This is a genomic window from Aestuariivivens sediminicola (assembly GCF_022662015.1).
GTDB classification, from domain to species: Bacteria; Bacteroidota; Bacteroidia; order Flavobacteriales; family Flavobacteriaceae; genus Aestuariivivens; species Aestuariivivens sediminicola.
Genome location: NZ_JAKMCM010000001.1, coordinates 159212 through 180381, shown reverse-complemented (window position 1 = coordinate 180381; position 21170 = coordinate 159212). Strand labels below are relative to the sequence as shown.

The 21170-nt window shown below is 40.1% G+C and carries 22 protein-coding genes; 17 read left to right on the top strand and 5 right to left on the bottom strand.

All coding sequences use genetic code 11. The annotated features are described in order from the left end of the window. Window positions 1-455: 455 nt before the first annotated feature. Window positions 456-3197, top strand: a complete 2742-nt coding sequence (locus MR041_RS15590; RefSeq protein WP_277926297.1) for a T9SS type B sorting domain-containing protein — start codon at window positions 456-458, stop codon at window positions 3195-3197. A gap of 30 nt (window positions 3198-3227) precedes the next feature. On the opposite strand, the gene MR041_RS00795 is transcribed toward MR041_RS15590, so the two are convergent. From MR041_RS00795 to MR041_RS00775, 5 genes are all read right to left on the bottom strand, one after another. Next, the gene (locus MR041_RS00795; protein WP_242091678.1) at window positions 3228-4016 is read right to left on the bottom strand and encodes a carboxylesterase family protein; all 789 of its coding nucleotides are present in this window, start codon (window positions 4014-4016) and stop codon (window positions 3228-3230) included. 102 nt (window positions 4017-4118) lie between these two features. Continuing rightward, on the bottom strand, window positions 4119-5129 hold the full coding sequence (locus MR041_RS00790) for a DUF3179 domain-containing (seleno)protein (protein WP_242091677.1): 1011 nt from the start codon (window positions 5127-5129) through the stop codon (window positions 4119-4121). 184 nt (window positions 5130-5313) lie between these two features. After that, window positions 5314-6729, bottom strand: coding sequence for a SusD/RagB family nutrient-binding outer membrane lipoprotein (locus tag MR041_RS00785; protein WP_242091676.1), 1416 nt, complete (start codon window positions 6727-6729; stop codon window positions 5314-5316). Window positions 6730-6741: 12 nt separating this feature from the next. Further along, entirely contained in the window at window positions 6742-10050 is a 3309-nt protein-coding gene (locus MR041_RS00780; protein ID WP_242091675.1) for a SusC/RagA family TonB-linked outer membrane protein, read from the bottom strand. A 121-nt stretch (window positions 10051-10171) separates the two neighbouring features. Beyond that, window positions 10172-11782 (bottom strand): BamA/TamA family outer membrane protein, encoded by a 1611-nt coding sequence (locus tag MR041_RS00775; protein WP_242091674.1) that lies wholly within the window; start codon window positions 11780-11782, stop codon window positions 10172-10174. A gap of 312 nt (window positions 11783-12094) precedes the next feature. Here MR041_RS00775 and rpsL point away from each other — a divergent pair, with 312 nt between their 5' ends. The 16 genes from rpsL (at window position 12095) to rplX (ending at window position 21168) form a co-directional block, all read left to right on the top strand. Beyond that, entirely contained in the window at window positions 12095-12469 is a 375-nt protein-coding gene (rpsL, locus tag MR041_RS00770) for a 30S ribosomal protein S12 (RefSeq protein WP_242091673.1), read from the top strand. Window positions 12470-12546: 77 nt separating this feature from the next. Continuing rightward, window positions 12547-13023 carry a 30S ribosomal protein S7 gene (gene rpsG / locus MR041_RS00765; RefSeq protein WP_242091672.1) on the top strand — a complete coding sequence of 159 codons (477 nt, stop codon included), beginning with the start codon at window positions 12547-12549 and terminating at the stop codon, window positions 13021-13023. A gap of 7 nt (window positions 13024-13030) precedes the next feature. Next, the gene (gene fusA / locus MR041_RS00760; protein ID WP_242091671.1) at window positions 13031-15157 is read left to right on the top strand and encodes an elongation factor G; all 2127 of its coding nucleotides are present in this window, start codon (window positions 13031-13033) and stop codon (window positions 15155-15157) included. A gap of 11 nt (window positions 15158-15168) precedes the next feature. Next, a complete protein-coding gene (gene rpsJ, locus MR041_RS00755) occupies window positions 15169-15474 on the top strand; it encodes a 30S ribosomal protein S10 (RefSeq protein ID WP_223549398.1) in 306 nt (101 codons plus the stop codon). A gap of 282 nt (window positions 15475-15756) precedes the next feature. Then, window positions 15757-16374 (top strand): 50S ribosomal protein L3, encoded by a 618-nt coding sequence (gene rplC / locus MR041_RS00750; RefSeq protein ID WP_242091670.1) that lies wholly within the window; start codon window positions 15757-15759, stop codon window positions 16372-16374. Continuing rightward, window positions 16374-17003 (top strand): 50S ribosomal protein L4, encoded by a 630-nt coding sequence (gene rplD, locus MR041_RS00745; RefSeq protein WP_242091669.1) that lies wholly within the window; start codon window positions 16374-16376, stop codon window positions 17001-17003. The genes rplC and rplD overlap by 1 nt, the downstream gene beginning before the upstream one ends. A 5-nt stretch (window positions 17004-17008) precedes the next feature. Further along, window positions 17009-17299, top strand: a complete 291-nt coding sequence (gene rplW / locus MR041_RS00740; RefSeq protein WP_242091668.1) for a 50S ribosomal protein L23 — start codon at window positions 17009-17011, stop codon at window positions 17297-17299. 10 nt (window positions 17300-17309) lie between these two features. Beyond that, window positions 17310-18137, top strand: a complete 828-nt coding sequence (gene rplB / locus MR041_RS00735) for a 50S ribosomal protein L2 (RefSeq protein WP_242091667.1) — start codon at window positions 17310-17312, stop codon at window positions 18135-18137. Window positions 18138-18140: 3 nt separating this feature from the next. Continuing rightward, the gene (gene rpsS, locus MR041_RS00730) at window positions 18141-18419 is read left to right on the top strand and encodes a 30S ribosomal protein S19 (protein WP_013869040.1); all 279 of its coding nucleotides are present in this window, start codon (window positions 18141-18143) and stop codon (window positions 18417-18419) included. Between the two features lie 6 nt (window positions 18420-18425). After that, window positions 18426-18833 (top strand): 50S ribosomal protein L22, encoded by a 408-nt coding sequence (gene rplV / locus MR041_RS00725; protein WP_242091666.1) that lies wholly within the window; start codon window positions 18426-18428, stop codon window positions 18831-18833. A gap of 9 nt (window positions 18834-18842) precedes the next feature. Continuing rightward, complete coding sequence (gene rpsC, locus MR041_RS00720; RefSeq protein WP_242091665.1) at window positions 18843-19553, top strand: 30S ribosomal protein S3; 711 nt, start codon at window positions 18843-18845, stop codon at window positions 19551-19553. A 20-nt stretch (window positions 19554-19573) separates the two neighbouring features. Beyond that, window positions 19574-19993: a 50S ribosomal protein L16 gene (gene rplP / locus MR041_RS00715; protein WP_242091664.1), complete on the top strand. Its 420-nt coding sequence runs from the start codon at window positions 19574-19576 to the stop codon at window positions 19991-19993. A gap of 17 nt (window positions 19994-20010) precedes the next feature. Next, window positions 20011-20202 carry a 50S ribosomal protein L29 gene (rpmC, locus tag MR041_RS00710; protein ID WP_242091663.1) on the top strand — a complete coding sequence of 64 codons (192 nt, stop codon included), beginning with the start codon at window positions 20011-20013 and terminating at the stop codon, window positions 20200-20202. 12 nt (window positions 20203-20214) lie between these two features. Further along, the gene (rpsQ, locus tag MR041_RS00705) at window positions 20215-20472 is read left to right on the top strand and encodes a 30S ribosomal protein S17 (protein WP_242085828.1); all 258 of its coding nucleotides are present in this window, start codon (window positions 20215-20217) and stop codon (window positions 20470-20472) included. Window positions 20473-20474: 2 nt separating this feature from the next. After that, window positions 20475-20843, top strand: a complete 369-nt coding sequence (gene rplN, locus MR041_RS00700) for a 50S ribosomal protein L14 (RefSeq protein WP_242085836.1) — start codon at window positions 20475-20477, stop codon at window positions 20841-20843. Window positions 20844-20856: 13 nt separating this feature from the next. Then, window positions 20857-21168 carry a 50S ribosomal protein L24 gene (gene rplX / locus MR041_RS00695; RefSeq protein WP_242091662.1) on the top strand — a complete coding sequence of 104 codons (312 nt, stop codon included), beginning with the start codon at window positions 20857-20859 and terminating at the stop codon, window positions 21166-21168. Window positions 21169-21170: the final 2 nt, after the last annotated feature.

Below are 21170 nucleotides of genomic sequence, written 5' to 3'. Positions count from 1 at the left end.
ATTTTTCCGTCAAGAATTAACATTTTTCGGTTGAAAAATTGTCACTATATCGGCATTTTTGGTCGTTTATATGAAAAGGAAGTCATAAGATGCTTAAAATAACGCGGTTTAAAAATGATTTTTCAGAATAGGTTAGAACGCAATTTCTATTCATTTTTGAAACTATGAAGCGCTTTGTTTCAGGATGATGTGCTTTTAAAGATTATACGAATACGAGTTAAAATTCAAGTTCTTAGCCTTTCTTGAAAATGAGATATGGGCAAATGGAAACGATTTAATAGAGCGGTTTAAATAGTTGAAACCTGAGCCTTTTAAAAATCGAAGATGAAAAAGCGTTGCAATCAGGGATTGAGTTCTTAGCTTACATTTACCCCTTAAACTTGTATTGTTGCTTTTTACCCTTCGCATTTGGGCGAATTCGATCTATTCGTTATTTTTAGCCAAATCAAAATCAATTGAAACGAATAGTTGTACTGGCGATCATCTTTTGGTGTCATCATGTGTACTGCCAAAAAGAATCTGCAAACTGGTATTTCGGAGAATTTGCCGGACTTAATTTTAATAATGGTGACCCGGTGCCGTTGTTGGATGGTAAGTTGGCCACTAGCGAAGGTTGCGCCACCATATCAGATTCTAACGGTAATCTCTTATTCTATACCAATGGTGTGACTGTTTGGGACAGGCGTCATGAAGTCATGCCCAATGGAACCGGTTTATTAGGGCACAGCTCAAGTACGGAATCGGCTTTAATCGTACCCAAACCGGGGAGTTCGACCAGATACTATATTTTCACCATTGATAAACCCAGCTATTACCTTACGGAAGATGAACCCATAGATGGGGTTAATTATTCCGAAGTGGATATGGAGTTAAATGGGGGATACGGGGCTGTTGTAGGTACAACTAAAAATGTACACCTGGTAACCTACGATCAGAGTATTCCTATACAAAACGAATACAAGTCCTCTGAGAAGATCACCGCAATTTTACATGGAAATGGAAGTGCAGTTTGGGTCATCACCCATTTTGTCAACAAATTTTATGCTTTTAGAGTTGAGGCCGATGGTGTAAATCACACCCCTGTCATTACTGAAACCTCCTTCTTTCTCAACCCCATTATTAACGCCGAGGGCGCCAATATATCGGCAATCGGGTATTTGAAAATTTCTCCGAATGGCGAAAAAATTGCGATTGCACACAGTTCTACCAGCTTAGGTAGCCCAAGATCCGGAACCAAAAGATCCGGAAAGGTGATGCTCTATGATTTTAATAATCAAACAGGTGTTGTATCGAATCAGGAGGAAATATTTTTTGGTTCCTATCCCTATGGTGTCGAATTTTCAACGAATTCTAAACTACTTTATATCACAGACAACGATTTTAACTCCAGCGATATATTCGTGCATAGCCATTTGTATCAATTTGATCTGGAGGCCAACGATATCTATGAATCAAGGGAAATCTTATCGACAACCCAAAATGTGGCCGGTGCATTGCAATTGGCCATCAATGGAAAAATATATCGGGCAGGGTACCATGTTTCCGGTGCGGGAGAAAGAATATCAGTGATAAACAAACCCAATGTAAAAGGCAGCGGATGCGATTATTCTGAAAATTCCGTTAGCCTGGGAGGAAGGCAGGCTACACTAGGGTTGCCTCCTTTTATTCAGTCCCTGTTCTTGCCCACTTTCGATTATGAAAACACCTGTTTTGGCGATGAAACTGTTTTTAAGATCACCTCTGAGGACCCTTTCGATTCTGTTTTATGGGATTTTGGAGATGGAGAAACCTCGACAGAGGTAGCTCCAAGACATACCTATACTCAGCCGGGGGATTATATGGTTACCCTGTCTTTAACGGCCGATGGTGTGAGCCAGAATCCGTTTATAAAGCAGGTAAGTATTACCACACCACCGGAAGTTTTAGACTATACATATGATTTAATTCAGTGTGATAATTATGATGGTAATCCGGATGATGGCCGCGCCGATTTTAATTTACAATTGGCCAATGGGCCTTTGACAAACTATACTTATGACATCGTTTATGCCTATTATTATAAAACCATAGAAGATGCGATTCAGGATGAAAGCAACCTATATGCCCTGAACAACATTTACAGAAATGACATTGCAGAAGAAATACTCTATGCCAAACTTTTTACCTCCGACCAAAATTGTTACAGTATCGCTACGGTGCGCCTGTTAACCTCTGAGACCGTTGAGTTGGATGATAATAGCTTCGAGAGCTGTGCCCCGTATGGTGAGACTAAAGCCGATTTTGACCTGGGCTTAATGCGGGCAGACCTCCTAGATGCCCTCGACTTAACAGCGGATGTTAATCTCACGTTTCATGAACGGCTTAGGGATGCAGCCATAGGGATTAATCCCTTACCGGAAGTTTATAATTCTAGAAGTAAGACCATTTACTTTAGATTGGATTTAGAAGGGGCCTGCTATGGCAGTGGCGAACTGCATTTAAATGTGAAGAACTTCCCTAAATTGGATGATCAAATCGTTACTGTCTGTTCCAAGGATTTTCCTGTAGCCATTCAGACCGGTTTGACTGTCGAACAACGGAATGACTATAATTATACATGGACACATTCCAATGAAATTTCCAATAGTGTCCTGGTGTCGGAAGAAGGTATGTATGAAGTCAGGGTAGAGGATCCGCTGTTGGAATGCTTTGATTATATCACGGTGGAAGTCGTTAAGAATGATCCACCTGAAATAATTGATTTGCGCATAGACGGGTTGAGTGTATCGGTAACGCTCAGTAACTACAATGAAGACTATTTATATGCCTTGGATAACCCGGATGGGGGCTTTACTTACGACAGTACATTCATGGGAATTTCACCGGGGGATCATACGATATATGTAAAAGACAGTAATGATTGTTACCTGGTGTCACAGAATTTTTACCTGCTCGGATTTCCAAAATATTTTACACCTAACGGAGATGGTATTCACGATACCTGGAATGTCTATGGTCTAGATCAGAAATACCAATCAGAACAGATCATGCTTCAGATATTCAATCGGTTTGGAAAATTGTTAAAAACCTACAACCCCTTTCAATCGAGTTGGGACGGAACTCTAAAAGGAAAGTTATTATCCTCTGATGATTATTGGTATTATATGAAACTGCCAACCGGGGAGGAGTATAAGGGTCATTTTGCCCTGAAGTTATAATTTTAGGTAAAGTGATCGTTTCCCAATGGGTTACCAAATCGTAGTTTCCAACCAGTCAACCGCATTATTCAAATAGGACAAATAATCGCAAACACTGTAATGATCCAGACCGGGTGCCACTGAAAACGTAATATCCGTTCCTGCATCTACCAACTGATTGATATACCCCTGGGTGACTTCTATGGGAAAAAGCTGATCGTTTGAACCGTGTATGGCATAGATAGGAATGTCAATTTTTTCAACAATTCCGTTTGAATTTACTGGGTTGTAAGATGTAGCCATGGGGATGGCGGCTGCAAATAATGATGTGTAATATTGTGCAAAAAAGAAACTACCATTACCGCCATCGCTATAGCCCATAATGACAACCTTATTTGCATCTATGGGTAAATAGGTCGTTGCAAGATCGATCAGGGCCAGAACCTGCACCTGGTTATTTTGATCATACCACAGTTCGCCATTACTGTTTGGACTGATAATAATGGCATCTGTATTCTCAAAAGCTGGGCCCACAAGGCAATTGGTGGATTTATGAGCATCGGCAGAACTGTTTCTCGCGCCACCATGCAGACGCATAATCAGGGGGACGTTACTATTATTGTCAATACCTTCAGGTATGATAACCCTGAAGTTCCAGAATACATTTTCAACAGCCGATTCCAGGGTAATATCGTTGATACCCGCATCCAGGCCTAAGTTTTGAAAATCTTCCCTCACATCATCGGCCGATCTTGGGACGAAAGGCTCCTGACCTGTTTCATTGGGAGCACAACATAATAACAGAATGATAGGCAATACGAGAATAGAAAATGACTTCATAAAAAACGGTTTCGGCAGTGATGTTAATTAATTGATTGATGAAAACAAGATACAAATAAATTTCAATTGATATTTGATCTCCATTCAAATTCCGATGAAGTCTTAATTTTGTTCTATCAAGGTATCAAAAAACAAGGTCCAGGCCCAGTCCAAAGCAAAATAGGCCAATTGTGAGTTGAGTTTTTGGCCCATATCCGGGCCTTCAGTAATATAGCCAAAGACATCATATGTATTCCCGTTATTATCGGACATGATGATGGGAAATTCATTTTGAATGGCTTGAAATTCTACAGCATTACTGGTAATAAAATTAGTGATGAAATGGTAATTCTTGCTTCCCACAACAACCGTTTTACCGGACTGATCGGTTGAATTTATGGTTAAGCTTTTAAGTTCAATATTGTCTGAGAAACTGTCCATATTAAAAAGATGAGCCGAAAGACCTTCTTCCTTAAAATCACTTTCTAAAATGCCATAGGGCTTCACGGGGATTTCAACATCATCAGGATTTGAACTGTGCGTTAACTGAGGGTTTATATATACCATGGCTTCCGGAAAAAAGGTTTTAACCGTCTGCCAGGTCGTTTCAATAAAATTAATATGGGTGAATTCTAGTTCCGTACAATCGCCTCTGATGCATGTCTTGAGCATTTGAGACCAGAAGGTTTTAGTAGCCTCGTCATAGGCCACCAGATTATCTTTGTACAAGTACCCTGAAGCTCTGAGCTGTGTTTCACTGTTAACTGATGCCCTGTCCAGAAATAAACCACTCTTGGTCTGGGGACAATAGGTAAAAGCGACCTGTGTATTCGACATGAGGTCATTGATGGATTCGTAGATGCTGATTTCCTCGTATGGAAAAACTTTAATTTCGTCATTCATTTTTGCAATGGCCACTAAGGAACTGGGAGGAAGAAAATCGATCGTTGAGGCTTCCGTAAATTCCGGATTAACAATGAGGGGGTAAGGATCGTTCGAACCATAGATGTCATCCGGGGATACAGTCCAGTTATCCTGAATGGTAATATCAGATTCATCACTGGGTTGTGAGGAATCAGAAGTGGTACAACTTAGTGTGAATAAGAAAACTGAAAATAAAAGAACATATTTCATGATACAACCTGTTTGCTATTTGGTCGAATACAGCTCAAAAAGTTTACACAATATAAAAAAAATCTAATATTAGCAATAAAAGTAGTACCGCATCCCAAATTGAATACAAAAAAACCGCCCTTTCTACATCATGTAAAAAGGGCGGTTCATCTATGTGAAAATCAAATTTTGATTCGTCGTGATATTAGTTCACATCCCAAAACAATTTTGTTGTTCTGGTATCACCACCAATCGCACTGCTGGCGCTGTCATATCCCACCGGATTAAGCGTAGCTTCATCTTCAGGATATAAGAATCGCGTAGGAATATCAGCCAAGGTCATATCTTCAGGTGCTTTTAAAGGTAATGCATCATATATTCTGTAAACATTAAACCCTTCAAAGCTTGAATTGTACAATGCAATCCATTTTTGTAAGGATATTTTTTCCTGCCATGTTCCAGGAGCAGTAGCATAGTTAACTTCCGCCTGGGCTATATAGGTATCCGCTTCCTCCTCGGTACCCGTCCACTCCATAATACTCAATTCAATAGCAGCATGATAAAAGCTTGCAGCACCAGTGATTCCAAAACCTCTTTCGGCAGCTTCAGCATGAAGGAAAAATACCTCGGTAGCTGTTAAAATGTTGCCTCTAAGGGTTGGATCTTTCATGAGTGCACTTGGATGAGATGAACTTGTTGGTGAGTTGGCACTACCATAAACACCACCAATAAATTGACCATTTCGCAATGCAAAGTAATCATCAATTCGAGGATCGTTGAGCGCCAATAATTCATCTACGAAAGTATCTGCCGCAACAAAGTCATTTCTACCACTCAATACCAATTCAGTATACAATGGGTTCGTGTTCGGTGCGCCTCCTAAATAGTCGATACCAAAGTTTTCGCTATTCTCCAGGATCAACGGTGCATTAAGCGCTTTCTGAACTGTAGATTGTGCAAGCGATGGATTGACATCAGCTAAGCGCATACCTAAACGTAATCTTAGGGAGTTGGCCGCTTTTTTCCATAAATCCATGTCACCCCCGTAAACGGGATCCTGATTTGCTTCAAATCCAGTACCACCATTCATTTCACCAATAACCGCGTCTAAACGCTCCAGTAATTTTGAATAGATGGTCGCTGCATCATCATACTGCGGAGCCGGATTCGTTGGGTCGAGAGCTTCAGAATAAGGAACATCTCCAAAGGTGTCCACTAAAACACTATAGGTGAAAATTTCCATAAATTCGATTACAGCCAATTTGTTATCAAGATTATCAGCCTCGTCGGCAATCAATGTCTCTCTTGAACCTTTTAGATCCTGTAATACGTCTCTGTATAATCTGTTCCAGATACCACCACCGATATCTCGGGTGGTTTGGTTGTACTGGCTTTCATCCGGGTATGTTGTTTGTGCCCAATATTGTGCATACAGTTTATAAACATTTCTGTTTACGTTAATATCGTTCATCAGGTCAAAAAACCCTTTTAAGGCGTTCGAGAAAAACCCTTCACCAGGTACCGCTGTTGGGTTTTTCTGATCTCTGTTGAGGTTTTCATCAATAGCGCAGGAACTTAACAGCACCAAAACGCTAAGAATTGGAATTAATAATTTTTTCATTTTCATAAGTTTTTAAAATTCAAGATTTAAACTTAATCCTACAGTTCTTAGCGTAGGATAAGATCCAGATAAATAGCCCTGAGCGTTACCAGCTCCTAATCCGGATTCTGGATCAGCAAATGGAACGTTCTTGTCTATTATCCATAAGTTACGTCCTATTAATGATAAGTTTCCGCCAGTTATAGCGCCACCAAACCATTTACTCACAGGTAATTTGTAACTCAAGGTCACTTCTCTTAATTTAATATAAGATGCATCGTATACATTGATCTGGCTTGGATTCCTGCTGGAGTTACCCCAGTAGTACGCACCACCAAAATAATCGGCTCTTGCTCTGGTTGTATTCGGAACCGTTTCAGAAATAACAACACCATTGGCATCGTATTGAAGCGTAGTTCCGGGAGCGGCCACAACACCTTCATTTAAAACACCACCACCATCGGCAACTGGATCTCTCTTAGGATTGCCAAGTTCGTTTAAGCCGGCTGTGTAATATGGTAAACCTGTACCTTGACCGTAATATAAGTCAAGTGAGAACACATCGCCACCTTTTTGTACATCGATTAGGAAGCTAAGGCTCAAATCCTTATAAGTCAATCTATTCAGAATACCACCATTCCAATCCGGGTTGGCATTACCGATCACCTGATCAGCTTGTGCCAGATAATATCCACTACTGTTAATCACTCGGTTACCCTCGTCATCATAGACATAACCTCTACCACGCAGGGTATTGTAAGGCTGTCCTTTTGTGGCATTCAAACTCACACCACCTTGGTAACTATTCAACTGCAGGTTTTCCTGACCTTCATATAAATCGACAACCAAGTTCTCATTCTTCGCAAAATTAACGTTGAACATCCATTCGAAATTAGAGGTTCTTACAGGTACGGCCATTAATTGCGCTTCATATCCTTTGTTTTGAAGCTCACCGGCATTTACCCATCTAAATGAGAATCCTGAAGCTCTTGTTAAGGATACCTGCATCAATTGATCTTCTGTATTTCTTTTGTAATATGTAAAATCAAGTCCTAACCTGTTATCCAAAAACTTGGTTTCCAATCCAAGTTCTATTTCTTTAGTTCTTTCCGGAACTAAATCTTGATTTTGCTTGGTATTTGGGAATGAAAATAACGAAGCGTTACCAAAGTTGTTCAAAATGGTAAACGTGTCATACACATTATTTGCAGGTAAGTCGTTACCAACTTCAGCATAGCCTATTCTGAACTTACCAAAATTCATCCAATCCGTTTCAAACAAATTCGAGAATATCAAACTCGCACTACCTGCGAAATAGTTATAGTCGTTATTGCCTTCAGGTAAGGCGGTTGACACATCATAACGATCTGTAAAATCAACATATAAGGTATTTTTATAGCCAAAAGATACCTGACCGTAGTAACCGTTAACCTGCTTCTGTCTTAGAATTTCCTGAGGTTTTGGATTCGTGTTTACAGAGTTAGACAATGCAAAAATACCAGGTGCAATAAGACCACCGGAGGTAGATTGTCTGTAGAAACTGTAACGCTCACGTCTGATGTTAATACCGGCTACGGCGGTTAAGCTAAGATCTTCGGTGATATCGGTATTAATATTGAACATTAAATCATAGTTGTATTCCGAAAAATCAATGTCGATACGATCGTAACCCGAGTTTTGATCTTCACCGGTAACACCGGTAACAGGGATTCCGAATGGAATTGCTGTAGAACCAATGGCACGACGCTCCTCTCTAAGTTCTTTATAGGTATCCACGGAAGCCTTGGCCGTAATATCCAGCCAATCCGTTGCCGTGTAAGTGCCGTATAGATTTCCGAATAACCTGTTTCTGTTATCGGACTGATAGTTTTTATAACGTGTCCAATACGGGTTATCCCAGTAATGACCTACCAATGCAGAACCTCCTAGGGCACCTTCGTGGTTCCAGCTGTAATTTTTGCCTGTTTGCTCAAAAATCTTACGTTGCTCATCCATGTCAACGTTTACTTGCCACCATTGTCTGAATTGCGACATTAAGTTGTCACTGTATCCGGTTGAGTTTCTACCAACAGTCCTTTGAACGATGTAATTTGCTGAGGAACCAGCCTTAAATTTTTCGTTCAACTTAATGGTTCCATTAAAATTGAATGAGTTTTTATTCAAATTCGAATTTGGAAGCATACCATCCTGATCATAGTGGGTATAGCCAATTCTATAATCAACGATATCATTGCCACCTGTAATGGCTACAGAATTGTTAAACTGGTAAGAGGTTTCAAAGAAATCCACAGGGGTTGTCCGACCGGCAACATAAGGTGTAGGTGTAAGATAATTTCTGTGTTCAGGAACAAAAGCATCCCATTGATACACTAAACTACCATCTAAGGCACCACCATAAGAAGCATCATCATAGGTAGGAACAACTAAATCTAACTGACCATCTCCATCGACATCAATATCCTCGAAGTAATCTGTAGATCCATAATATCTTCCGTATCCGGCTCCGTATTCATCCTGGTATTCCAAAAAGGTCTTTTTGTCAATTGTACCTACTGTAACAGAGGAATTGACTGTTACTTTTGTTCTACCCTTTTTACCTGATTTAGTTGTAATGATCACAACACCATTAGCACCACGAGAACCATAGATCGCAGATGCAGCAGCACCTTTCAATATGTTAATGGATTCTACGTCATCCGGGTTGATGTCGGAAGCAGCGTTTCCATAGTCGTAACCTGTACTACCGGCTTCTTGCTGATCTGTGTTATTAATCCTGTTCGATACAGGTATTCCGTCGATAACGAACAAGGGTTGGTTGTTCTGTGTTAGAGAACTAACACCACGAATAAGGAAATTCGCTGATCCACCAAAGTTGTTATTACCTAATACCTGAACCCCACTTACTTTACCTGATAGAGAGCTAACTACGTTGTCTACAACAACTGTTGAGACATCTTCACCGCTAACTTCTTGTGAGGCGTAACCTAAGGATTTTTTCTCTCTTGAAATACCAAGAGCCGTTACAACAACTTCTTCCAATGACTCAGCATCCTCGGACATTGTTACGTTAATTGTATTGGAGGCGCCGACTACAATTTCCTGGGTGGTATATCCCACAAAACTGAATACAAGGGATTGCCCTTGATTTACAGTAATAGAATAGTTCCCATCAAAATCTGTAGAGGTACCCGAAGAAGTCCCCTTTACTAAGACAGTCGTTCCCGGTAGAGGTAGTCCACTTGCATCTGAAACCGTACCGCTAACTGTCTTTTCTTGTGCAAACGCAAATTGCACAACTAACGCCATAAACAGCGCTAGCATTCCGCTAAACTTTGTTTTCATTTTTTAATTATTTGAATTAGTCGAGTCAAAAGTCTTAATAAAATGTTAATTAAACAATAAATTAGGGTTAAAATTTTAAAATTTCCGATAAGAAACAGGTGTTCAGGGGGTATTCACCAGATTAGAAGGACGTTGTTAAGCTCAGGTGTACTTTCGAATTGGATAATTTAAAGCCCTGGTTTTCACTTTTCCCGTTGGCGTAAACAAACCTAAACAGCCCGGAGTTGGTGAGAAGACCGAAACCAACACCAAAACCGAAAAGTTTTTCCTTAGTGTCTATAATATCATTTTCAAAATAGGCCACATCAATAATGGAATGGGCAAAGATGGTATTGCTCAATCGATATCGGTATTCCGTATTGATCAAACCATATAAATTGGCATACAGACTATTTTCTTCAAATCCGCGAATGGAATTGATGCCGCCAAAGCGAAGCAGTTCATTCTCTAGGTACTGGTTCGATTGTATGGCGCCTCCATTGAAACGCGCATAAATACTGTTTCTCTTATTGATACGAATCAGGTTCATGGCGTCGACCAGGAATTTGGATTGGGATTCCGAAACATTTGGTGTTTTTCGCTTTCCAAAATCCGATTCTATGGTAATCATGGCGTCGGTTGGGAACAGAACGTCATTCATTCTAAGATCGATAAAGTTATATCCCAGTGACACATAATTGGCATCAAAATCACTAATCGAGGCCATGCTGTTGGAAAGCAGGTTATTGGAGGTCAATGTTTTATAACCTGCATAGATGTTATGTTTGGGATTGATCTGATAGTGTAATTTATAGGATTGATTCGCATTGGTAAAGGATGAATCACGTTTAAATAAGTGTAATTGCATATCAAAACCCAATGGAGTCTTAAACAGGTAAGGCATAGCGATACCGGCCTCAAACGTTTTTTGATCATTTTCGTCACTTTTATAGAATAACCGGAAGGATTCACCATAATTAAGATTATTGCTTAAAACAAGGTTGAGAAAACCATCGAACTCAAGTTTGCCATCGTCCTCGTTGGTACCAAAACCAAGGAAACCATCAAAAGCATTGCTCTTGGATTTTTCCACATATAAATAAATAGCTGTTGCGTCTTCGGTAAATAAAATTTCAGGCGGCTTTATTTGATTGGCAAATCTTAAGTTATTTAATTTTTCAGTTTTATTTTTTAGTAATGCCAGGTCGAAGGTTTGTTCGGGCTTAATTTTTAAATAGTGTTTGATAAACGATGCCGGAAATCTTTCATACCCTTTGATGACAATCGTGTCGATGGTTCTCTTCTGATCATCCCTATCAATTTTAAGCCGGGCTTTTAAGGTACCCTGATCAACTTCAATATCGGTCAGTTTCAACTTGGTAAAAGGGTACCCCCTTTTGGCAATTTCAGCATTTAAGTAAACCATGACCGCTTCGATGTCTTTAAATTGGACTTCGAAATACCTGTCGTTGCTTTGCACGCTAATAGCTTCCAAGGTGTTCTCTGATAGTACTGAAGTATCGTAATATATATATATGGTGTGAAATTTATCTTTCAAATGAAGTTTGGCTTTGAAAGTGGTATCATTTTGTCTGCTCAGTGACTGCAGTTTAGTTTCAATGTATCCCAACCTGTAGCAGGTACTTTTTATGGAGTCAACTTCATTGACGATGGACTGATAATTCAAGTGTTTTTTAACATAACCCAATGAATCCAATAGCGATGTTTCTCCGGAATCGTATCCCTCTACCATTAGCGACAGATTTTGACAGGGTAATACCGGAGAAAACAGGGTGCAGTTAAGGAGTATGAATAAAGCGATTTTTTTCACGGGTTAAGAGGACTCAATCGGACTATTATGGCATTGTTTCAATACTGTTAGAGTCCAACTTCGATGGTCAGACTTTATAGTGTAAAACTAACGGAAAAAGGAGACATATAATATAGTGGTGAAATTTAATTTTAGATTACCAGAAAAATTAATGAACAAGGGTTTGAATAATTCATTTAAATTTCTACCTTTGCAGCCCTCTAAGAAGAGGATTTTAAATTTATAAAATAATTTATGCCAACAATTTCACAATTAGTAAGAACAGGAAGAGCCAAAATAACTAAGAAGAGTAAATCGGCTGCATTACATTCTTGTCCTCAACGACGTGGCGTATGTACTCGTGTTTACACGACAACACCTAAGAAACCAAACTCTGCAATGCGTAAAGTGGCCAGGGTAAGGTTAACCAATGGTAATGAGGTGAATGCATACATCCCTGGAGAAGGACATAATTTACAAGAGCACTCGATAGTATTAGTTAGAGGTGGAAGGGTTAAAGACTTACCGGGTGTTAGATATCATATTGTTCGTGGTGCTTTGGATACAGCAGGTGTGCAAGGTAGAACGCAACGGAGATCTAAGTACGGTGCTAAACGCCCTAAAAAGTAAAAACAGGTTTGAGTTGGGTGTTATGCTTCCTTTTGAGAACGTGTAGCAACTGACCACAAACAACTTAACAGAAAGACATGAGAAAAAGACAAGCGAAAAAAAGGCCTCTTTTACCAGATCCGAGGTTTAACGATCAGTTGGTAACACGTTTTGTTAACAATATGATGTGGGATGGTAAAAAGTCCGTGGCATTTAAAGTGTTCTACGATGCCATTGATATCGTAGACGCCAAAAAAACCGATGAGGAAAAATCGGCATTAGAGATTTGGAAAGATGCATTATCAAATGTGATGCCTCACGTTGAGGTACGTAGCCGTCGTGTTGGAGGAGCTACCTTCCAGATTCCTATGCAGATCCGTCCTGATCGAAAAATTTCTACAGCCATGAAATGGTTGATTGGTTATGCTCGCAAGCGTAACGAAAAATCAATGTCACAAAAATTAGCGGCCGAAATTTTAGCTGCAGCCAAAGAAGAAGGTGCAGCCGTAAAGAAAAGAGTAGACACGCATAAAATGGCAGAAGCTAATAAAGCATTCTCTCACTTTAGATTTTAATTAGGACATGGCAAGAGATTTAAAATACACTAGAAATATAGGTATTGCTGCACATATTGATGCAGGAAAGACCACAACTACCGAACGTATCCTTTATTACACCGGCGTATCTCACAAGATTGGAGAAGTACACGATGGTGCTGCTACTATGGACTGGATGGAGCAGGAGCAGGAAAGAGGTATTACTATTACTTCTGCTGCCACAACATGTACATGGAATTTTCCACTTGAGAACGGATTGCCTACCGACGAAACCAAAGGATACCATTTTAATATTATAGATACTCCGGGTCACGTTGACTTTACCGTTGAAGTAAACCGTTCCTTACGTGTATTGGACGGTTTGGTATTTCTTTTTAGTGCGGTAGATGGTGTTGAACCACAGTCTGAAACGAACTGGAGGCTAGCAGACAATTATAAGGTGCCTCGAATTGGGTTCGTTAACAAGATGGACCGTCAGGGATCTAACTTTTTAGGAGTCTGCCAGCAGGTTAAAGATATGTTGAAGTCCAATGCCGTGCCAATTGTTTTGAATATTGGAGATGAAGCAGACTTCAAAGGGATTATCGATTTAGTTAAGAACCGTGCTATAGTTTGGCACGATGAAACCCAGGGAGCAACTTTTGATGTTATTGAAATTCCTGAGGAATTAAAAGAAGAAGCACATAAATACCGTGCCCTTTTAATAGAAGAGGTCGCTACTTATGATGAGCATCTCCTGGAAAAGTTCATGGAAGACGAAGATTCGATCACTGAAGATGAGGTCCATGCTGCGCTTCGTGCTGCGGTAATGGATATGGCCATTATTCCAATGATCTGTGGATCTTCATTCAAAAACAAAGGGGTACAGTTCCTGTTAGATGCCGTATGTCGCTATTTACCCTCCCCATTGGATAGAGATAACATTATAGGAACCAATCCTGAAACTGGAGAAGAGATAGCCCGTAAACCAGATGCCAAAGAACCATTTTCTGCATTGGCATTTAAGATTGCTACCGATCCTTTCGTTGGTCGTTTGGCATTCTTCCGAGCCTACTCAGGACGTCTGGATGCGGGATCATATATATTGAACAACCGTTCTGGAAAGAAAGAGCGTATTTCACGTATTTACCAAATGCACTCTAATAAGCAGAATGCGATCGACTTTATCGAAGCTGGAGATATAGGTGCTGCAGTAGGATTCAAAGATATCAAGACAGGGGATACCATGTCTGATGAAAAACATCCTATTGTTTTGGAATCCATGGATTTCCCAGATCCTGTTATTGGTATTGCGGTAGAGCCTAAAACGAAAGCAGATGTCGATAAGCTTGGTATGGCGCTTTCTAAATTGGCTGAAGAAGATCCAACCTTTACCGTGAGAACGGATGAGGCCTCCGGACAGACCATTATATCAGGAATGGGTGAGCTTCACCTGGATATTATCGTAGATCGTTTAAGACGTGAATTCAAGGTTGAAGTCAATCAGGGTCAGCCTCAGGTGGAGTACAAGGAAGCCATTACACAACGTGCGGAGCACAGAGAAGTTTATAAGAAACAATCCGGTGGTCGCGGTAAGTTTGCCGATATTGTATTTACTCTTGAACCGGCCGAAGAAGGTAAGCCAGGATTAGAGTTTGTCTCTGAGATAAAGGGCGGTAACATTCCAAAGGAATTTATTCCCTCAGTTGAGAAAGGATTTACTATGGCGATGCAAAACGGGCCTTTGGCCGGATATGAAGTAGACGCGATGAAGGTAACCTTAACAGATGGATCTTACCACGATGTGGATTCAGATCAGTTGTCTTTCGAACTGGCTGCGAAATTAGGATTCAGGTCAGCTGCGAAAGCGGCAAAGGCTGTTATCATGGAGCCTATCATGAAACTTGAGGTTATTACACCTGAAGAAAATATGGGTGATATCGTAGGAGATCTTAACCGTCGTCGAGGACAAGTGAATAACATGAGCGACAGAGCGGGTGCAAAAGTTGTGAAAGCGGATGTGCCATTGTCTGAAATGTTTGGTTATGTAACGGCGCTACGTACCCTGTCTTCAGGACGTGCGACATCAACTATGGAATTTTCACATTATGCTGAAACACCTTCAAACATATCAGAAGAGGTTATTAAAGCTGCTAAAGGCGTTGAAGCTTAAAATATAAGAACATGAGTCAGAAAATCAGAATAAAACTAAAGTCTTACGATCATAACCTGGTAGACAAGTCTGCCGATAAGATTGTAAAAACAGTAAAAAGTACTGGAGCTGTGGTAACCGGGCCAATCCCATTACCAACCCACAAGAAAATTTTTACTGTGCTTCGTTCACCACACGTTAACAAAAAATCAAGAGAACAATTCCAATTGAGTTCTTTTAAACGCTTATTGGATATTTATTCTTCATCTTCAAAAACCATTGATGCCTTGATGAAATTGGAGTTGCCAAGTGGTGTTGAGGTTGAGATAAAAGTCTAACAGACTGTTATCGAAGTCCCGAAGATGATTCGGGAAGGCGGTAGAAGATTAAAAAAGACCCTGGAACGAATTCAGGGCATGCATGTCCCACCGATGCGGTCGCGGGAAAAACGGATAAATACATTTCAGGGACGAAAGGTATTTTGTCCCTGAAGTTTTTATAGTGTCAGTTCGAGTATTCCAATGTGAATTGGAAGGTATCGAAAACGTAAATTAAGTGTAATAATTGATTGATGGTGAATTAAGAAACAGTAAGCCATCAATCGTAAAATGTAAATTAAAATGTCTGGGTTAATTGGAAAAAAAATCGGTATGACCAGTATCTTCGATGAGAACGGAAAAAATATTCCGTGTACCGTCATTGAAGCTGGACCATGTATCGTTACCCAAGTCAGAACCAAAGAAGTGGATGGCTATGAAGCTGTGCAACTAGGTTTCGATGACGCGACAGAAAAAAGCGCAACAAAGGCAGACCTGGGTCACGCCAAAAAAGCGGGTACTTCTGTAAAACGCAAAGTCGTTGAATTTAAAGGTTTTGAGGAGGAGTACAAATTAGGTGATGCCATCACCGTAGAACATTTCATCGAAGGTGAATTTGTTGATATTTCTGGAACTTCAAAAGGTAAAGGGTTTCAGGGTGTTGTAAAACGTCATGGCTTTGGCGGGGTAGGACAATCTACTCACGGTCAGCACAACCGTTTGAGGGCACCGGGTTCTATTGGAGCTGCATCTTATCCATCAAGAGTTTTTAAAGGCATGAAAATGGCCGGTAGAATGGGTGGTGTAAAAGTGAAAGTTCAAAATTTAAGAGTGTTGAAAGTGGTTCCTGAAAAGAACTTACTGGTTGTTAAAGGTTGTGTGCCTGGACACAAAAACGCTTATGTAATTATCAGAAAGTAATGAAAGTAGCAGTTTTAGATATAAACGGAAAAGACACCGGAAGAAAAGCAGAGCTTTCTAAAGAGGTGTTTGCTATAGAGCCTAATAATCATGCCGTGTATTTGGATGTCAAGCAGTATTTGGCTAACCAGAGACAGGGAACTCACAAGTCTAAAGAGCGCAATGAGATTTCTGGAAGTACACGAAAGATTAAAAAGCAGAAAGGAACAGGTACGGCAAGAGCAGGTAGTATCAAGTCGGGAATATTTAAAGGTGGTGGACGCATGTTTGGTCCGAGACCGAGAAACTACGGTTTCAAACTGAATAAAAACCTGAAGCGTTTAGCACGCAAATCTGCATTGAGTATGAAAGCCAGTGAGAAGTCCATTTTGGTATTGGAGGACTTCAATTTCGATGCGCCAAAAACCAAAAACTTCACTGCAGTTTTAAAGGCCCTGGACCTTGAAAACAAAAAATCTTTGTTTGTGTTGGGCGGGTCAAATAATAATGTATATTTGTCATCGCGTAATTTAAAAGGTTCTGAAGTTGTAACAAACTCAGAATTAAATACTTACAAAATTTTAAACGCAAATCAGTTGGTGCTTTTGGAAGGCGCCATAGAAGGAATAGAATCAAATTTAAGTAAATAGAAACCATGAGTATCTTAATTAAACCTATAATAACGGAAAAAGCGACTGCCGATAGCGAGATGAAAAACTGCTATTGGTTTTCAGTGAATCCTAAGGCGAACAAGATAGAAATTAAAAAGGCGGTTGAGGCTGCTTACGGGGTTTCTGTTGAAAAGGTTCGTACAATAAATGTCCGTCCAGATAGAAGAACACGTTACACTAAAACGGGTATTCAGCATGGTAAAACAAACGCTGTTAAAAAAGCGGTTGTACAACTGGCGGAGGGTGAAATGATTGATTTATACAGTAATTTGTAATTAGACAACAATGTCAGTAAGAAAATTAAAACCAATCACACCAGGGCAGCGTTTTAGAGTAGTTAATGGATTTGACGCCATTACTACTGATAAGCCGGAGAAAAGTTTATTAGCTCCGAAAAAAAGGTCTGGTGGTAGAAACAGTCAAGGAAAGATGACCATGCGCTACATGGGTGGTGGTCACAAAAGAAGGTATCGCCTTATCGATTTTAAACGTAACAAAACTGGAATTCCGGCGGAGGTTAAGTCGATAGAGTATGATCCAAACAGAACGGCTTTCATCGCTTTGCTGAACTATCAGGACGGTGAGAAACGATATATCATTGCTCAAAATGGATTACAGGTTGGGCAAAATGTGGTTTCCGGTGTGGAAGGGATCGCTCCTGAAATTGGAAATGCCATGCCATTGAGTGAAATTCCATTGGGAACTATTATTTCCTGTGTTGAATTACGTCCGGGTCAGGGTGCTGTTATGGCGCGTAGTGCCGGAGCATTTGCTCAGTTAATGGCAAGGGATGGTAAATTCGCAACCATTAAATTGCCTTCAGGTGAAACACGTTTAATTCTAGCCACATGTATGGCTACTATTGGTGTTGTTTCTAACTCCGATCACCAGTTAATGGTGTCTGGTAAGGCAGGTAGAACGCGATGGTTAGGAAGAAGGCCACGTACAAGACCTGTAGTTATGAACCCAATTGATCACCCGATGGGTGGTGGTGAAGGACGTGCTTCCGGAGGTCATCCAAGATCGAGAAACGGTATACCTGCAAAAGGATATAGAACGCGTTCTAAATCAAATCCAAGTAATAAATATATTGTAGAACGTAGAAAGAAATAAGACATGGCAAGATCGTTAAAAAAAGGACCTTACGTTCATTATAAATTAGAAAGAAAAGTAGCTGCTAACGTTGAAGCGAATAAAAAAACGGTGATTAAAACTTGGTCTCGTGCAAGTATGATTACACCGGATTTTGTTGGTCAAACCATAGCGGTTCACAATGGCCGCCAGTTTGTACCGGTATACGTTACCGAGAACATGGTGGGACATAAATTAGGAGAATTTTCACCAACGCGTTCATTCCGTGGGCATGCAGGTGCTAAAAACAAAGGTAAAAAGTAGTAAGCTATGGGAAGTCGTAAAAAACAAATGGCAGACGCTCTTAAGGAAGCAAAGAAGCAAGTTGCTTTTGCTAAGCTTAATAACTGTCCTACGTCACCGAGGAAAATGCGCTTAGTAGCCGATTTAGTAAGAGGTGAACGCGTAGAAAATGCACTGAATATTTTAAAGTTCAACCAAAAGGAGGCATCCGCTCGTTTAGAGAAACTATTGTTATCTGCCATCGCAAACTGGCAGGCTAAAAATGAGGATGCTGATGTGGAAACAGCTGAATTATTCGTTAAGGAAATCAGAGTGGATGGTGGATCGATGTTGAAAAGATTGCGTCCAGCACCGCAAGGTCGTGCGCACAGAATTAGAAAACGTTCTAACCATGTTACACTTGTGGTTGGATCTAACAATAACACACAAAGCTAAGATAGAAGTATGGGACAAAAGACAAATCCAATCGGAAATCGCTTAGGTATTATCAGAGGATGGGAGTCTAACTGGTACGGAGGAGACGATTATGGCGATAAGCTTGCCGAAGACGATAAAATTAGAAAGTACGTTCATGTACGTCTGGCTAAGGCTAGTGTGAGTAGAGTAATTATTGAAAGAACTCTTAAGCTTGTAACCGTTACTATCACTACGGCGCGTCCTGGAATCATTATTGGTAAGGGAGGTCAAGAGGTAGACAAGTTAAAAGAAGAGCTTAAAAAGATTACTGGAAAAGAGGTTCAGATTAACATCTTTGAAATCAAGAGACCTGAACTGGATGCATTTTTAGTAGCATCAAGTATTGCACGTCAAATCGAAAATCGTATTTCGTATCGTCGTGCAATAAAGATGGCTATTGCTGCTACAATGCGTATGAATGCTGAAGGAATTAAAATTCAGATCAGTGGTCGATTAAACGGTGCTGAAATGGCACGTAGCGAACACTATAAAGAAGGACGAATTCCATTGTCGACATTCAGAGCCGATATCGACTATGCTTTAGTAGAAGCACATACTACCTACGGTAGATTAGGTGTTAAGGTATGGATCATGAAAGGCGAAGTATATGGTAAAAGAGAGCTTTCTCCACTTGTTGGATTATCCAAGAAGCAGGGTAAAGGAGGAGGTCGTGGTAAAAATCCGCGTCGAAGAAAGTAATTTTTTAAAGTAAAAGAAAAATGTTACAGCCTAAAAGAACAAAATTTCGTAAGCAACAAAAGGGACGTATGAAGGGGGTTTCGCAGCGTGGAAATCAACTGTCTTACGGTACTTTTGGAATAAAAGCTTTGGATTCTACGTTTATCACTTCTCGTCAAATTGAAGCAGCTCGTGTTGCTGCAACGCGTTACATGAAGCGGGAAGGATCATTGTGGATTAAAATATTTCCGGATAAACCAATAACTAAAAAGCCATTGGAAGTACGTATGGGTAAGGGTAAAGGTGCTGTTGAGTACTATGTGGCCGTGGTTAAACCTGGACGTATTTTATTTGAAATAGGAGGTGTGCCATTGGATACGGCTAAAGAAGCCTTGCGTCTGGCAGCACAGAAACTACCGGTAAAAACTAAGTTTGTAATTGCTCGAGATTACGAAGCATAATTTATTTAATGAGAGATATGAAACAATCAGAAATTAAAGAATTATCGACAGCCGAGTTACAGGAAAAACTTGGTGAGACAAAAAAGAGTTATGCAGACCTGAAACTGGCGCATGCAATATCTCCTTTAGAAAATCCAATTCAGTTACGTGCACTTAGACGGACAGTAGCTAGAATTGCGACAGAAATAACTAAGAGAGAAGTACAATAATTCTGCAGAAAGATGGAAACAAGAAATTTAAGAAAAGAACGTATAGGAGTTGTTACGAGTAACAAAATGCAGAAATCTATTGTAGTTTCTGAGGTTAAGAAAGTAAAGCACCCTATGTATGGTAAGTTCGTGTTGAAGACCAAGAAATATGTGGCGCACGACGAAAAAAATGATTGTAATATTGGAGATACTGTAAAGATTATGGAAACAAGACCTTTAAGTAAATCCAAGTGTTGGAGATTAGTTGAAATAATTGAAAGAGCGAAGTAATTATGGTACAGCAAGAAACAAGACTTAAGGTAGCAGATAACACCGGAGCAAAAGAAGTTCTAACGATTCGTGTTCTGGGTGGCACTAAAAGAAGATACGCTTCTGTAGGCGATAAAATCGTGGTTTCTGTAAAAGATGCAACGCCTAACGGTAACATTAAAAAAGGTGCCGTTTCTACTGCAGTTGTGGTACGTACCGTAAAAGAAGTTAGACGACCTGACGGATCGTATATCCGATTCGATGATAACGCTTGTGTCCTTCTAAACCCAACTGGGGAAATGAGAGGAACCCGTGTGTTTGGTCCTGTGGCAAGAGAACTTCGTGACAAGCAATTCATGAAAATCGTATCATTGGCACCGGAAGTGCTTTAATGCAAAAAGAAAGATGGGAAAGCTTAAAATAAAAACCGGAGATACAGTGCGCGTTATTACTGGAGACCATAAAGGTTCAGAAGGTAAAGTGCAAAAAGTATTTATAGATAAGAATAAGGCTATCGTAGAAGGTGTGAACATGGTTAAGAAACATACCAAACCAAGTGCACAAAATCCTCAAGGAGGCATTATTGAGAAGGAAGCACCAATTCATTTATCTAATTTATCGTTATTGACCTCTAAAGGGGAGACAACGCGAGTTGGTTATAGAATGGAAGGTGAGAAGAAAGTGAGATTTTCAAAAAAATCTAATGAAGTAATTTAGTT